Origin of the sequence: Streptomyces sp. SM18, from assembly GCF_002910775.2 — a bacterium.
Lineage (GTDB): Bacteria > Actinomycetota > Actinomycetes > Streptomycetales > Streptomycetaceae > Streptomyces > Streptomyces halstedii.
On the sequence record NZ_CP029342.1, the window covers coordinates 3,385,161 to 3,399,765 of the forward strand.

Consider the following 14,605-nt stretch of genomic DNA (forward strand, 5'->3'; position numbering starts at 1 on the left):
GCAGTACGTCGTCGGCCCGTTCCCGCGCGCGCACCCGTCCCCCGCTCTGCCGACCGAACCGAACCGGAGTGCAGGGTACCGGTTCGGCTGTGCGCTCTGATACCCCTCGGCCGCCCTCACCGTGCGACCTGAATCTCCCGGCCCGGGGCCCGGTCACCCTAGAGTCCCCAGGGGCCCGGGACTCTCCGGAAGGCGTCGGGGAATGCCCGGGGGCACGGCGGCAGCGGTCCACGGGGGTGGTCGCTGTCGTCGGCCGCCGGCCGGCGCGCGGACACCGTCCACGCCCCCGTCCGACGCGGGCCGGGGCGTCCTCAGACCGGCAGCGTGGACGCGTCACCGACCGCCGCCAGCAGCCAGATGGGGAACTCGGGGTCGGCCTGTCCCACGGTCAGCCCCAGCCACCGTCCGCCGGCCCCCGGCGCGTCGGCCGGCGGCCGCCAGAGCTGCATGCTCCCGGCCAGATTGCTGAGCTGGCCCAGGGGCTCCGGTACGGGAGAGGCCTCCTCCGCCAGATACGGCCAGAGGTCGACGGTCTCCGGTTCGCCCCACCGCTCGGTCAACGCCGTCGCCACCGCGCTGAACTCCGCCTCGATCGCGTCCTCCGACGCCTCCACCGTCTCCGTGGAGGCGTCGTCCCAGAAGTCCTGCCCGGCCCGCACGATCAGCAGATGGTGCCCGGGGCCGCTGCTGCGTACACCGCTGTCCTCGCTCTCCTCCCCGGCCGGGAAGGGCAGGGCGAGTACGTCGTCGATCAGGGCGAGCGAGGCCTTCGGGCCGGTCGGCGGTGTGCCGCTGTCCGTTGTCATGGTGGGTGATCCTGCCAACCGCCGTGCCCGGCCGACGAATCGGGGGCGCACCCGGCGGTCGCCGGGCACGCCCCCTTTCCTCGGGGTGGGGCCGAGGTCAGCAGCTCAGGTTCGAGCCGGGGGTGGTGCCGAGGATCTGGACGAACGACTGGTAGGTGTTGACCCGGCTCTGGACCTGGCCGGGGTTGCCGCCGTTGCACTCGATGCTGCCGTTGATGGACCGGATGGTCTCACCGAACCCGGCACCGTTGACCATGGCGTTGTGGGGGGTCATGGTGCCGGGGCCGGACTGGGTGTTCCAGTACCAGAGGCCGGTCTTCCAGGCCACGGCGGCGTCCTGCTCCACCAGCCAGGGGTTGCCCAGCAGGTCGATGCCGAGGGCGTCACCGGCGGCCTTGTAGTTGAAGTTCCAGCTGAGCTGGATGGGGCCGCGGCCGTAGTAGGCGGCCTGGCCGGCCGGGCAGCCGTAGGGCTGGTTGGTGTCGCAGTAGTGGGGGTAGTTGGAGGTGTCCTGCTCCACGATGTGGACCAGACCGCCCGTCTCGTGGCTGACGTTGGCGAGGAACGCCGCCGCCTCCTGCTTCTTGACGGTGTCGCTGCCGGTGTTCGCGAAGCCCGGGTAGGCGCTCAGCGCGGCGGTGAGGCCCTTGTACGTGTAGAAGGAGTTCCGGTTCGGGAACATCTGGTTGAACTGCGCCTCGCTGACGACGAATCCCGAGGGGTCCGGCTCCTCGGTACCGCCGCCGCCCGAACCGCAGACGCCCTGGTCGGCCCAGACGTCCGAGGCACCCGGACGCTCGTTCTGCGTCCACCACTTCGCCAGCCAGTTGTGCCCGTTGTACGAGGCCGTACCGCCGCCCGTGTACACGGACGAGGCGTTCCAGGCCGGGGCGCAGGTGGCCGCCGAGGCGCTGGTGGCGGGGAGGAAGACCAGCATCGCGACGACCGCACCGATCGCGGTGAGCAGGCTCATGACACGTTTGACCACGTGAACGACTCCTTCGGCGCGGCACAGCCGGGAGGTGTGCCGCCATGGGGGTGCGCCCAGCCAACCGTCGATGGTCTGAACCTGTCAAGGTCTAGACCAGCACCGGCGCATGATTCTCACCCGTTCGGCGGCACGGGGCCGTCCGGACCGAACGCGGCGCACAGAACCGGCCAGTCCCCCTTGCGGAACCAGCCACTCCCTCCACGCGGAACCCGCCGGTCCCCGTGCGCGGAACGGGAGTCGGGAGCCGTGGAGGCGGCCGGCCCGGCTCCGCGTGGCACGATCGCACGGTGACCAGCAGACCCGCCGAAGCCCAGCGCCTGCGCGACCTCGCACGGCTGCGCCGCGTCCGCGACCGGATCGACCGGGAGTACGCGCGGCCCCTGGACGTGGAGGCGCTCGCCCGCGACGCGGCCATGTCGGCCGGACACCTCAGCCGCCAGTTCCGGCTCGCCTACGGGGAATCGCCGTACTCCTACCTGATGACGCGGCGCATCGAGCGGGCGATGGCGCTGCTGCGCCGTGGCGACCTCAGCGTCACCGAGGTCTGCTTCGAGGTCGGCTGCTCCTCGCTCGGCACCTTCAGCACCCGTTTCACCGAACTGGTCGGTGTGCCGCCCAGCGTCTTCCGGCGGCAGGGGGCGAACGTGACGGCGGGGATGCCGCCGTGCGTGGCGAAACAGGTGACCCGACCCGTCAGGAATCGAGAAGCGCCACCCGCCGGGCCGTAGCTAGCGTGGCCTCATGGACACCACAAACCTCACCATTCACACCGCCGCCCTCCCGCACGACGACCCGGAGGCCTCCCTCGCCTTCTACCGCGACGCCCTCGGCTTCGAGGTACGCAGCGACGTCGGCAGCGGGAAGATGCGCTGGATCACGGTCGGCCCCGCCGGCCAGCCCGGCACCTCGATCCTGCTGGCACCCCCGGCCGCGGACTCCGGCGTCACCGAGGACGAGCGCCGCACCGTCACCGAGATGATGGCCAAGGGCACCTACGGCTGGATCATGCTGGCCACCACGGACCTCGACGGCGTCTTCGAGCGGGTGCAGGCCCGCGACGCCGAGGTCGTCCAGGAGCCGACCGAGCAGCCGTACGGAGTACGCGACTGCGCCTTCCGCGACCCGGCCGGCAACCAGGTCCGCATCCGCGAGGTGCGCTGAACCCGCCGCCCCGGCCCGCCCGCCCGGCAGCCCACGGGGACGGACCCATGGCACCCCGCCCACCGGGCCGGTGCCATGGGCCTCACGGGACGCGTCGGCGGGGTGCGTCAGCAGGTCAGCCCGGAGCCCGGGGCCGTGCCGATGATCCCGGTGATGCGCTCGTAGCGTTCGACCCGTGACGCCACCGACTCCGGGTTGCCGCCGTCGCACTCCAGCGCGCCGTTGAGCGAGCGGATGGTCTGGCCGAAGCCCGCGCCGCCCACCATCGCCTCGTGCGAGGTCATCACGCCGGGTCCGTTCTGGGTGTTCCAGTACCAGAGGGCGGTCTGCCAGGCCACGGACGGATCGCGCTCGACCAGCCACGGGTCGTTCAGCAGATCCAGGCCGAGGGCGTCACCGGCGGCCTTGTAGTTGAAGTTCCAGCTGAACATGATCGGGCCGCGGCCGTAGTACGCCTCCCGCCCCGCCGGACAGCCGTAGGGCTGGGTGTCGTCGCACTTGCGCCCGTAGTTGGCCTCGTTGATCTCCTTCACGTACCGCAGCCCGACCGACTCGAAGTCCGCGTGCGTCAGGAAGGCGGCGGCCTCCCGGGCCCGGGTCTGCGGGGTGCCGGTGTTGGCGAAGCCCGGGTAGGCGGCCAGCGCGTCCACCAGGCCCTGATACGTGTAGAAGGGGTCGCGGTCCGGGAAGATCGCGTCGAACTGCGCCTCGCTGACGACGAAGTCCGACTCCCCTCCCGTGCACGCCCCCCGGTCGGCCCAGACGGAGGCCGCGCCCGGATTCTCGTTCCGCGTCCACCACCGCGCGCTCCAGTTGCGCCCGTGGTGGGAGACGGTGCCCCCGGCGGCGTAGTCGGTGGTGGCGCTCCACAGCGGCGCGCAGGCCGAAGCGCCGTCGGCGGGCGCGGCGGTGGCGGTCCCCACGGCTCCGGGCAGGAGGACGGCCGTGGTGACGACGGCGCTCAGTGCGGTCAGGAACCTCTTGATGTGTTTCAGCGCTGCTCACTCCTTCGGGGCGGCGCGCCGAGCACCCCGGCGGGCCGACGTGACGTGCGGTCACTCAACGCCTACTGGTCTGGACCTGTCAAGGTCTAGACCAGCCGTACGGCGGACGGACGCGCGGACGGACGCGCGGACGAACACGCGGACGGACATGCGGACGAATCCGCTCCGGCGTCCGCCGCGTAACGGAACGGCACCAGCGGCGACGCTCCGCCCACCTGCGGCGCAGCCTCTGTGCGAGGATCCGAGGGTGGACCAGCTGACACATGACGACCCGTCACACATCGGCCCCTACCGCCTCCTTGCCCGTCTGGGCGCGGGCGGGATGGGTGAGGTGTACCTGGCGCGTTCCGGCGGCGGGCGGACCGTCGCCGTCAAGCTCGTACGCTCCGAGCTCGCGACCGAGCCCGAGTTCCGCAGGCGCTTCGCCCAGGAGATCGCGGCGGCCCGCCGGGTCGGCGGGAGGTGGACCGCGGCGGTGCTGGACGCGGACACCGACGCCGCCGCCCCCTGGGTCGCGACGGCGTACGTCCCCGGGCCCTCGCTGCACGCGGTGCTCGCCGGGCGCGCGGAGCCGCTGCCGGAGCGGTCGGTGCGCATCCTCGGCCACCGGCTGGCCCAGGCGCTCACGGCGGTCCACACCGCCGGGCTGATCCACCGCGACCTCAAACCGGCCAACGTCCTGGTCACCATCGACGGCCCGCGGGTCATCGACTTCGGGATCGCCCGCGCGCTGGACGCGGTGACCGCCGACGGCAAGCTGACCCGTACCGGAGCGGTGATCGGGTCGCCCGGATACATGTCGCCGGAGCAGGTGCGCGGCGAGACGCTCACCCCCGTCAGCGACGTCTTCTCGCTGGGCTCGGTCCTGGCATTCGCCGGTACGCGGCGGCATCCGTTCGGCTCCTCGGAGAGCGGCATGCACGCGGTGATGTACCGGATCGCCCAGGAGGAGCCGGACCTGACGGGTCTTCCCGAGGGCCTGACCGAGCTGGTCGGGGCCTGCCTGGCGAAGGACCCCGCTGAGCGGCCCTCGCCGGAGGAGGTGGTGGCCCGTACCGAGGAGGTGGCCGCGGACACCGAACCCTGGCTGCCGGCCGGCCTGATCGCGGAGCTGGGCCGCAAGGCCGCCGAGCTGCTGGACTCCGACGGCCCCGCGCACCGGGTGCCCGCCCGTCCCGCCGGGCCGCCGCCGGGCGCGACGCCCCCGCCGCCCACGACGGCGCCCACGACCGGGGTGACGCCGCCCCTCCCGGCCGCCCCGCCCACCCCGTTGCCGTCGTCCCCGGCACCCGTGCCGATGCCCGCCGCGGCGCCCACGCCGCCGCCCCCGAGCACACCGCCGGTCCCGTCGGCCGAGCCGACTCCGCCACCGGTGTCCGCGCCCGCCGCCGCGTCCCCGCTCTCCGCCCCGGACCCGACGCCGCCACCGGCCGGCGGGCAGGCAGGGGCGGCGGGGGTGCCGGCCGGAGCCCCGGCCCCTCCCGGTCCCGCACAACACGGCGCGCCCGCCCCGCCGCTCGGGGTCTTCGGCGCTCCGCTCACCACCCCCACCGACCTCGGCGGACCGGGGCCCGGCCCCGGAACCGTCCGCAAGCGGCGTACCGCGCTGATCGTCACCACGGCGGTCACCGTCGTCGCCCTGCTGGCCGGCGGCATCGTCTACGCGGCGATGAACAGCGGGTCGGACACGGACGACGGCAAGGGCGGGCAGGCGGCCCCGTCCGCCTCGCGGTCCCCGAGCACGACACCGTCCCCCGACACCACCACCGAGGACGCCTCCCCCTCGGAAGTGGCCGCCGATCCCTCCGGGGCGGTGGAGGGCGTCATCGCCGAGGAGTACCTGGGCGTCTGGGAGGGGCACGGCAAGGACAGCGAGCAGCGGCCCGTCTCCTTCCGCCGCCTCACCATCACCCAGGGCGGGGTGGGGGCCGACGTCGTCACGACGTTCAACTCGTTCGACAGCGCGCTGTGCAACGGCGCCGCCGAGCTGGTCTCCTTCGACAACCTGATGGTCGTCGAGTCCCGGGCGACCAGCTCCATCCCGGAGGACGCCTGCTCCGACGGGGGCCGGCAGACCATCCGCGCAGCCGGTGACGGCACGCTCATCTGGACCGACGACGACGGCGAGAGCGCGACCCTCACCAAGAGCACCGCGAACACCACCCCGGTCCCGGCCGAGTTCCTCGGCACCTGGGAGTACGTGGAGACCGGCGGTTCGCCGTCCCCGGACACCACCACCCTGGTGCTGAGCCAGGGCGCCTACGGCGAGGTGGTCGCCGAGTACACCAGCGACGGGCCCTCCTACCACTGCGAGCAGGAGAGCGTTCTCGTCTACGCGAACAGCAAGGAACTGCGGCTCGGCCCGCAGACCGTGACGGCGGCCGAACCCGAGGACAAGTGCGAGGGCGGCGGGACCCGCACGGTGCAGATGAAGGGCGCCGACGGGCTGTCCCTCACCTGGGTGGGCTCCGACGACGACGCCCCGGCCACCTACCGGCGCAAGGACTGACCCGCTCCACCGTCCGTACGGCACGGGCCCCCGGCGCGTGTGCGCCGGGGGCCCGTGCCGTGAACGACTCCTCGTACGTCAGCGACGGCTAGAGGAAGGAGTTGATCTCGATGGTCTCGGTCCGGCCGGGGCCGACGCCGATCGCGGAGATCGGGGCGCCGGACATCTCCTCCAGCGCCTTCACGTAGGCCTGCGCGTTCTTCGGCAGGTCGCCGAAGGTCTTGGCCTTCGTGATGTCCTCGGACCAGCCGGGCAGCATCTCGTAGACCGGCTTCGCGTGGTGGAAGTCGGTCTGGTTGTACGGGACTTCCTCGACGCGCTTGCCGTCGATCTCGTACGCCACGCACACCGGGATGCGCTCCCAGCCGGTCAGCACGTCCAGCTTGGTGAGGAAGAAGTCGGTGAGCCCGTTGACCCGGGTCGCGTACCGCGCGATCGGGGCGTCGAACCAGCCGCAGCGGCGGTCACGGCCGGTGGTGACACCGCGCTCGCCGCCGATGCGCCGCAGCGCCTCGCCGTCCTCGTCGTGCAGCTCCGTCGGGAACGGACCGGCACCGACACGCGTGGTGTACGCCTTGAGGATGCCGATGACCCGGCTGATCTTCGTCGGGCCCACACCGGAGCCCGTGCAGGCGCCGCCCGCGGTCGGGTTCGACGAGGTGACGAAGGGGTAGGTGCCGTGGTCCACGTCCAGCAGCGTGCCCTGGCCGCCCTCGAAGAGGACGACCTTGCCCTCGTCGATGGCGTTGTTGAGGATCAGCGTGGTGTCGGCGACGTACGGCTTGATCTGCTCCGCGTACTGGAGCATCTCCTCGACGATCCTCCCCGACTCGATCGCGCGCCGGTTGAAGACCTTGGCGAGGAGCTGGTTCTTCTGCTCCAGCGCCGCCTCGACCTTCTGCTCCAGGATCGACTCGTCGTAGAGGTCCTGGACGCGGACGCCCACACGGTTGATCTTGTCGGCATACGTCGGACCGATGCCGCGTCCCGTGGTGCCGATCTTGCGCTTCCCGAGGAAGCGTTCCGTCACCTTGTCGACCGTGACGTTGTACGGAGTGATCAAATGAGCGTTGCCACTGATCAGGAGCTTGGACGTATCGACGCCGCGCTCGTTCAGGCCGCTCAGCTCGGAGAGCAGGACCGCCGGGTCGACGACGACACCGTTACCGATGACCGGGGTACACCCCGGCGACAGGATTCCGGAGGGGAGGAGATGCAGTGCGTACTTCTGGTCGCCGACGACCACCGTGTGGCCGGCGTTGTTGCCCCCCTGGTAGCGCACCACATAGTCGACAGATCCACCGAGGAGATCGGTGGCCTTCCCCTTGCCCTCGTCACCCCACTGAGCACCGAGCAGCACAAGTGCGGGCACAGGCGTACACCCCTTCCGGGCGGGGCATGTCCAAGGTCAGGGGGCGTACGTAAAGGTCGTACCCACCGTACGACGATGTACGGCACAGCCTGAGCCGTCGAACCGGGTGCCCCGGAATAGACGAAGCCCCTGGCGCAATAGCGCAAGGGGCTCTTGCACCAAGATGCTACCCGAGGAAGGACCGAGGTGTCGGCTGCAGAGCCCCCCGGCGACGGCGAGCACCAGCTACTCGTACTCATCGACCCCCTGGCGCGCCGTAGCGACGGGGAGTCGGTCCGCATCGCGAAGGACGTGCTGAGCGCGGGTGCGGACGTGAAGATCTGCCTTCCGGACGGCGCGGAGGAGTTCGCCCGCGCCCTCGCCCGGAGGGGGGCCCGGCGGCCGGTGGTGGTCGGCGACGACCACGCCCTGCTCCGGGCGGTGACCCAGCTCCACCGCGAGCGGGAGCTGGCCGGAAGTGCGCTCTGCCTGGTCCCCGTGGGCGCCGCGCCGTCGCTGGAGCTGGCGCACGCGCTGGGCGTGCCCCGGGGCGCGGTGGCGGCGGCGCGCACGGCGCTCGACGGCACCGCGCGCCGGCTCGACCTGCTGGTGGACGACAGCGACGGCGTCGTCCTGGGCGACCTGCGCATCCCGGCCCCGGAACCGGACGACGGCCCGAACCATCCGGGGGTCACGGCGGTCCGGGACACCTGGCGCACCCTGATATCGGCCCTGGTGCGGCCTTCCCCGCAGCCGCCGTCCTCCGCCCTCCCGCCGCGCGCGCACCGGCTGCGGGTCGAGGCGGACGGGGTGCTGCTGAACGACCTGGACCGGACGGTCGACGCCCTCTCGGTGACGCCGGGGGGCGACGGCGGTCCGGCGCATGTGGTGATCCGCACGACGTGCGGCGACACGGTCACGGCGCGGGCCGAGGCGGTGACGGTCTCCGGCCCGGATTTCCGCTACCGCGCCGACATACAGTCCGCGGGCCCGGTCCGCACCCGCACCTGGACGGTGCTCCCCGGGGCCTGGGGGCTGGTGCTGCCGACGACGCCCGGGGGATGATCGGCACCGCGAGGACCGGGGCGGGCGGGGAGGCGGCACGGTGGGGGACACACCTGAACGGACAGGGCCCACGCGGCCCGGGACGACCGAGCCGTCCGGGACCGCCGGGCCGGCGGCGGACGGGACGGCGGGGCCGGGGGCACCCGGTACGCCGGGGACCATAGGGCCAAGGACACCCGGTACGCCGGGGGCGACGGGTCCGGGAGCGGCCGGTACACCGGGCGCCACGGGGCCGGGGGCACCCGGTACGGCAGGCGCGACGGGGCCGGAGGCGGCCGAGGCGTCCGCGACCGCACCCGGGCCGGACACGGCGACCGCCCCGGAAGCGCCCGAGCCACGGCCGCCGGCCCCCGAGCCCGGCCCGCCGGAACCGGCCCCCGCATCGGTACCCGCACCGGCTCCGGCACCCGGACCCGCATCGCCCGCCACCCCGCAGACCCCCACGGCCCCTGGCACCCCCGCGTCCCCCGCCCCACCTGACAGCCCCGAGTCCCCCGACGCCCCGGCCCGGACGGCGCTCGACCTGCCCGGGACGGCCGCGGCGCTGGGACGCGCGCGGCGCCGCGCCTCGTACTGCGTGAACGCGGGCCTCGCGCTGCTGGCCGCCGCCCTCACGGTCGTCGTGGCCTCCGCGTCCGCCTCCGCCGAGGAGCTGGCGGCCGTCCTGGGGCCCTGGTGCTTCTCGCTCGGCGCCGGTGCCCTGGGTCTCGGTCTCTGGCTGCGGGGGCGGGTCCGGCGCATGCGCCGGGTGCTCGGGTCGAGGCCCTGGACCGCTCATGCCTCGGTCGCCGTCCAGCGCGGTGGGAGCGGCGCCGCCGTCGTCCTGGCGGGCGGCCCGCGGGGAGACGAGCTGCTGGTGCTCGCGCCCCTCACCACCCAGTGGCGCTACCACCTGCTCACCGACACGGCCGGCGTGCTGTGGTGGTGCGGCGATCCGCGTTCCGGGGGCGTGCTGGCCCCGCCCGGCGGCGAGGAGCTGATCCGGGCCCGCCCGCTGGGCGCCCGCCGGGCGCGCAGGACACTGGACCTGCCGCAGGTACGGGCGCTGAGCCACCGCCCACCGCCCCGCCAGCCGCACGCGCCCGCCGACCGCCCCGGCTCCCTCTGGCTCACCGTTCCGCCGGAGAAACCGCCTCGCCGACGCCGGTGGCGGCCCGGCCTGACCTGGCTCGCCCTCCTCGTCGCGGGCCTAGTCGGTGTCGTGCTCGCGACCGTCTGGGCGGAGCAGTCGGAGAGCGACCCGCGGATCGACCTCACCGTGCTCAGCGAGCGGAGCGACGGCCACTGCGTGGTGCGGTGGAACGACCCCTTCGACCACCAGCGGCGCACCGGGACCTATCAGTGCGACCCGGACCGGGACCCGCTGCTGGACGACTGGGAGAGCGGCTTCGTCGTGTCGTACGGGCCCTGGAAGGGCGACCTGTACAACGCCGATCTGGAGGGGACGTCCGCCTTCACCGTCATGGACACCGTCGGGGTGGGCGGTCTGCTGTGTGCCCTGGTGGGGCTGGTCGGCGGCGCGGTCCATCTGATCAGGCGCAGGGGGCGGGCCGCCGCCGGCCCCCTTCCCGCCCCGGCGTACGCGGGCGTGGACCCGCTGTCCGGGCGGCCCTGGTCCGGCGGGCCCGCCGCACCACCGCTGACGTACGCCGTGTGCGCCGCCGCGGCCACCCGGCAGGCGGCCCTGCGCGGTTCCGACGCGCCCCCGGGCCGACCGGGTGCCGGGGTGCGGACCGGGCCGTGGTGGCGGGTGCCCGTCCTGCTGGAGGCGACCGGGCTCACCAGGGCCCTCTACCCGCTGGCCTACCTGGTCGGCATCGGCACCCTCACCCTGGTCCGGCCGGGAACCGTCTCCGGGCCGATGCAGGTGCTCGCGGTGGTCCTCGGCGCCTTCGGCCTGTACTCGCTCCTGCGCATCCTGCGTGAAGGCGTCCCGCTCGCCCGGCAGTTGACCCGCCAGGCCGACGGACCGGTCGCCGAGACCCCGCGCTACGTCCTGCTGGAGGAACCGTCCGGCACCGGGACCGACCCCGTGCTGCTGCTCTTCCCGGCCGACGCCGACGACTCCGCTCCCCCACGGGCCGTGCTGCGGCTGCTGGCCCCCGGCCCGCGCAAGCGCCCCTGGGCCGGGCTGCCCGCCCCGGTCGGCACGGCCGAGCTGCGCGGACGGCGGGAGGAGCCCTTCTGGGCCGTGCCCTGGATCGACGGCCGCCCCCACTGGCCCGCCGACGCGTACGAGGAGCTCGACCTGGCCGACCCGGAGACCGCGCGGTACCTGGAGGAGCTGGTACCGGCCCGCCGCTGACCGGCCCCTCCTCAGACCTCGACCAGGAGTTCCCGCAGCCCCCGGATCACGTATCCCGGCTTCCACTCCGGCTCCGCGGCCAGTCGCATCCCTGGCGGGCGGAAGGCGTCCCGGGACCGAGGCGGGTCTCACCTCACCGTGCGGCCCCGCTCCGCTCACTCCGGCTCGCGCGCCACCGCTCCATCACGCCGGTCATCTCCTCCTGGAGGAACGCGAAGAAGTCCGCGGTCTCCGCGATCCGCGCACCGGCGGGCGTGTCCTCGCCCAGGGAGCGCGCACCGTCCCTCAGCGTGCGCTCCCAGCGCGTCAGCACATGGTCGCGGTCGGCGAACGTCTCGTACCAGATCTCGTCGTGCAGCCGGTAGCGGTCGCGGCGGGAGCCCGGTTCGCGCTCCCGGCCGACCATGCTGACCTGGGTGAGATAACCGACCGCGCCGGAGACGGCCGCCGGGCTGATCCGCAGTTGTTCGCCGATCTCCGCGGAGGTCATGCATCCGTCGTCGTCCGCGAGGAGGGCCGCGAAGACGCGGGAGGCCATGCGCTGCATCCCCGCCTCCGTCATCTCCGCCGCGAAACGCTCGACGAAGCGCGAGACCGCCTCTTCGTCCCGGCCCGCCGTGTCTTCGGCCCCGCCGCCGGACCCCGTGGCCGCCGCCTCTCCGGTCCCGCTGGTCATCGCTCCGCCGCCTCCCGTGCCCTGGTCACCGGCCCCGACTTTATACGCTTCCTTAACTTCACAAGTTTGTGAATCTCACGTACGTTCAGAATCATGACGAAGGCAATCAGCGTCGCCGGACTGCACAAGTCGTTCGGGCCCACCCGCGCACTGGACGGCCTGGACCTCACCGTCGAGACCGGCGAGGTCCACGGCTTCCTGGGACCCAACGGCGCAGGGAAGTCGACGACCGTCCGGATCCTGCTGGGGCTGCTGCGCGCCGACTCGGGCGCCGCCCGGCTGCTGGGCATGGACCCGTGGCACGACGCGGTGGAGCTGCACCGGCGCCTGGCCTACGTCCCCGGCGACGTGGAGCTGTGGCCGGGGCTCACCGGCGGCGAGGCCATCGACCTGCTCGGGCGGCTGCGCGGGGGCTGCGACAAGCGGCGGCGGGACGAGCTGATCGAACGCTTCGGCCTCGACCCGACGAAGAAGGGCCGGGCCTACTCCAAGGGCAACCGTCAGAAGGTCGCCATCGTCGCCGCGCTGGCCTCCGACGCCGAGCTGCTGCTGCTCGACGAACCGACCTCGGGTCTGGACCCCCTGATGGAGGTGGTCTTCCAGGACGTGGTCCTCCAGGCGAAGGAGGCGGGCCGGACCGTGCTGCTGTCCAGCCATGTCCTGGCCCAGGTCGAGAAGCTGGCCGACCGGGTCAACATCATCCGCCGCGGCAGGACCGTGCAGTCCGGATCGCTGAGCGAGATGCGGCATCTGACGCGTACGACGATCGAGGCGGAGACTGCCCGCCCGGCCACCGGGCTCGACCGGCTGCCCGGGGTGCACGACCTGGTGCTCACCACCGAGGACGGGCCCCGGGTGCGGTTCACCGTGGACGGCGCCCATCTGGACGGCGTGGTCGGCCGGCTCGCCACCTACGGGGTCCGCGCCCTGGTCAGCCACCCACCGACCCTGGAGGAGCTCATGCTGCGGCACTACGGCGACGAGCTGGCCGCGGGCGGACACGGAGGCACGCACGACGGCGCCCACTCCACGGGCCAGGACGGAGGCGGCCCCCGATGAGTGCCACCGCCACAGACCGGCGCGCGGCCCCGGGGGCCCGCACCGCCACGCCCGCCGGTACCACGGCCGGCACCCGCGCCCTGCTCCGGTTCGCGCTGCGCCGGGACCGCGTCCGGCTCCCCGTGTGGATCCTCGCGCTGTCCCTCGGCACCGTCGCCACGGCCTCCAACTACGCCACCCTGTACGCCGGCCCGGAGGCCCGCGCCTCCCTCGCCGCCACGCTGGGCGGTCCGGCGGGCCTCGCCATGACAGGGCCTCGGCACTACCTGGACGACTACACCGCCGGGGCGATGACCGGCCATCAACTGCTCGGCTTCATGGCCGTCATGGTCGGCCTGATGAACGTGCTGACCGTCACCCGTCACACCCGCGACGAGGAGGAGACCGGCCGGGCCGAACTGGTCCGCTCCACCGCCGTCGGACACCACGCGCCTCTGGCCGCCGCACTCCTCGTCGCGGTACTGGCCGACCTCGCGCTCGCGGTGGTCACCGCCCTCGGACTCGGCGCCCTGGACCTCGGTCCCGGCGCCGGGCCGCTGCTCCTGGGCTGTGCGTACGCGGCGGTCGGCGCCGTCTTCGCCTGCGTCGCCGCCGTCACCGCGCAGATCACCGCCCACACCCGTGCCGCCTCGGGCATGGCCCTGGCCGTCGTCGGTCTCGCCTACGTCCTGCGGGCCGCCGGGGACTCCGGCGGCGGCGAGGCGCTCTCCTGGCTCTCCTGGCTCTCCCCGATCGGCTGGGTCCAGCGCACCTACGTCTACGTGGACGACCGCTGGTGGCCGCTGCTGCTCTGCCTCGCGCTCGGCGTCCTCTGCGCCGCCGCGGGGTTCGCCCTGTCCACCCGGAGGGACGTGGGTGCCGGACTGCGTGCCGTCCGCCCCGGCAGCCCGGTGGCGCCGGACGCCCTGCTGCGGCCGCTCGGCCTCGCCTGGCGGCTGCACCGCCCCCTGCTGGCCGGATTCGCCGCCGGGTTGTTCCTGATGGGCGCGATGTACGGATCGGTCCTCGGCCAGGCCGACACGATGCTGAAGGACATCGACGGCCTCCAGGACGCGCTGCGCGGGTCCGGCGGCGCGACGACGGCTGAGGCGTTCGCCTCGATGGTGACGGTCGTCCTCGCCGTCGTCGCCTCCGTGTACGCGGTCACCGCCGCCCTGCGGCCGCGTACCGAGGAGAAAGCGGGCCGCGCCGAACCCCTCCTCGCGACCGGGCTGTCCCGTACCCGCTGGCTGGGTGGCCATCTGGCCGTCGCGCTGACGGGCGGCACGTTCCTGCTGGTGCCGGCCGGGCTGGGCATCGGTGTCGCCGGAGCGATGGCGACCGGGGAGGCGGAGCTGGCACTCCGGCTGCCGGCCGCGGCCCTGGCGTACGCACCGGCGCTGTGGGTGAGTGTCGGGGTCGCCGCCGCCCTGTTCGGGTGGCTGCCCCGGGCGGTCGCCGCGGCCTGGGCCGTACCGGTGTACGCCTTCGTCTGCGGATACCTGGGTGAACTGCTGCGGTTCCCGGGCCTGTTGAACGCCCTGTCCCCCTTCGGCCAGATCCCGCGACTGCCGGCCGAGGGGATGGACTGGACGCCGCCGGCCGTTCTCACCGCTCTCGCGGCGGCCCTGCTGTGGCTCGGTGTGGAGGGCTTCCGGCGCCGCGACCTGGAGATGAGGTAGCCCGGGGACGGCCGTCC

General features: G+C 73.7%; 12 protein-coding genes. 7 read left to right on the forward strand and 5 right to left on the reverse strand.

Annotated features, from left to right (window positions below):
* Positions 1–311: 311 nt before the first annotated feature.
* Both B9S64_RS15025 and B9S64_RS15030 read right to left on the reverse strand, forming a co-directional pair.
* On the reverse strand, positions 312–806 hold the full coding sequence (locus B9S64_RS15025; protein ID WP_103490555.1) for a hypothetical protein: 495 nt from the start codon (positions 804–806) through the stop codon (positions 312–314).
* Between the two features lie 97 nt (positions 807–903).
* A complete protein-coding gene (locus B9S64_RS15030; RefSeq protein WP_103490554.1) occupies positions 904–1,794 on the reverse strand; it encodes a glycoside hydrolase family 19 protein in 891 nt (296 codons plus the stop codon).
* Between the two features lie 290 nt (positions 1,795–2,084).
* On the opposite strand from B9S64_RS15030, the gene B9S64_RS15035 reads away from it, so the two are divergent.
* Together B9S64_RS15035 and B9S64_RS15040 are read left to right on the forward strand one after the other, a co-directional pair.
* Positions 2,085–2,525, forward strand: a complete 441-nt coding sequence (locus B9S64_RS15035) for a helix-turn-helix transcriptional regulator (RefSeq protein WP_103490553.1) — start codon at positions 2,085–2,087, stop codon at positions 2,523–2,525.
* Positions 2,526–2,538: 13 nt separating this feature from the next.
* On the forward strand, positions 2,539–2,958 hold the full coding sequence (locus B9S64_RS15040; protein ID WP_103490552.1) for a VOC family protein: 420 nt from the start codon (positions 2,539–2,541) through the stop codon (positions 2,956–2,958).
* A gap of 107 nt (positions 2,959–3,065) precedes the next feature.
* On the opposite strand, the gene B9S64_RS15045 is transcribed toward B9S64_RS15040, so the two are convergent.
* Positions 3,066–3,953 (reverse strand): glycoside hydrolase family 19 protein, encoded by an 888-nt coding sequence (locus tag B9S64_RS15045; protein WP_374936059.1) that lies wholly within the window; start codon positions 3,951–3,953, stop codon positions 3,066–3,068.
* Between the two features lie 256 nt (positions 3,954–4,209).
* Between B9S64_RS15045 and B9S64_RS15050 the strand changes: the two genes are divergently transcribed.
* Positions 4,210–6,471 carry a serine/threonine-protein kinase gene (locus B9S64_RS15050; RefSeq protein ID WP_109492057.1) on the forward strand — a complete coding sequence of 754 codons (2,262 nt, stop codon included), beginning with the start codon at positions 4,210–4,212 and terminating at the stop codon, positions 6,469–6,471.
* Positions 6,472–6,559: 88 nt separating this feature from the next.
* Here the strand turns inward: B9S64_RS15050 and B9S64_RS15055 are convergent, their stop codons facing one another.
* On the reverse strand, positions 6,560–7,843 hold the full coding sequence (locus tag B9S64_RS15055; RefSeq protein ID WP_103491826.1) for an adenylosuccinate synthase: 1,284 nt from the start codon (positions 7,841–7,843) through the stop codon (positions 6,560–6,562).
* Between the two features lie 186 nt (positions 7,844–8,029).
* On the opposite strand from B9S64_RS15055, the gene B9S64_RS15060 reads away from it, so the two are divergent.
* On the forward strand, positions 8,030–8,887 hold the full coding sequence (locus tag B9S64_RS15060) for a diacylglycerol kinase (protein ID WP_103505000.1): 858 nt from the start codon (positions 8,030–8,032) through the stop codon (positions 8,885–8,887).
* A gap of 577 nt (positions 8,888–9,464) precedes the next feature.
* The gene (locus tag B9S64_RS15070; protein ID WP_103505255.1) at positions 9,465–11,192 is read left to right on the forward strand and encodes a hypothetical protein; all 1,728 of its coding nucleotides are present in this window, start codon (positions 9,465–9,467) and stop codon (positions 11,190–11,192) included.
* A 133-nt stretch (positions 11,193–11,325) separates the two neighbouring features.
* On the opposite strand, the gene B9S64_RS15075 is transcribed toward B9S64_RS15070, so the two are convergent.
* Positions 11,326–11,868 carry a GbsR/MarR family transcriptional regulator gene (locus B9S64_RS15075; protein WP_103492319.1) on the reverse strand — a complete coding sequence of 181 codons (543 nt, stop codon included), beginning with the start codon at positions 11,866–11,868 and terminating at the stop codon, positions 11,326–11,328.
* Between the two features lie 93 nt (positions 11,869–11,961).
* Between B9S64_RS15075 and B9S64_RS15080 the strand changes: the two genes are divergently transcribed.
* Positions 11,962–12,927, forward strand: coding sequence for an ABC transporter ATP-binding protein (locus B9S64_RS15080; protein ID WP_103492320.1), 966 nt, complete (start codon positions 11,962–11,964; stop codon positions 12,925–12,927).
* Positions 12,924–14,588 carry an ABC transporter permease gene (locus B9S64_RS15085; protein WP_103492321.1) on the forward strand — a complete coding sequence of 555 codons (1,665 nt, stop codon included), beginning with the start codon at positions 12,924–12,926 and terminating at the stop codon, positions 14,586–14,588. The genes B9S64_RS15080 and B9S64_RS15085 overlap by 4 nt, the downstream gene beginning before the upstream one ends.
* The last annotated feature ends 17 nt before the right edge of the window (positions 14,589–14,605 follow it).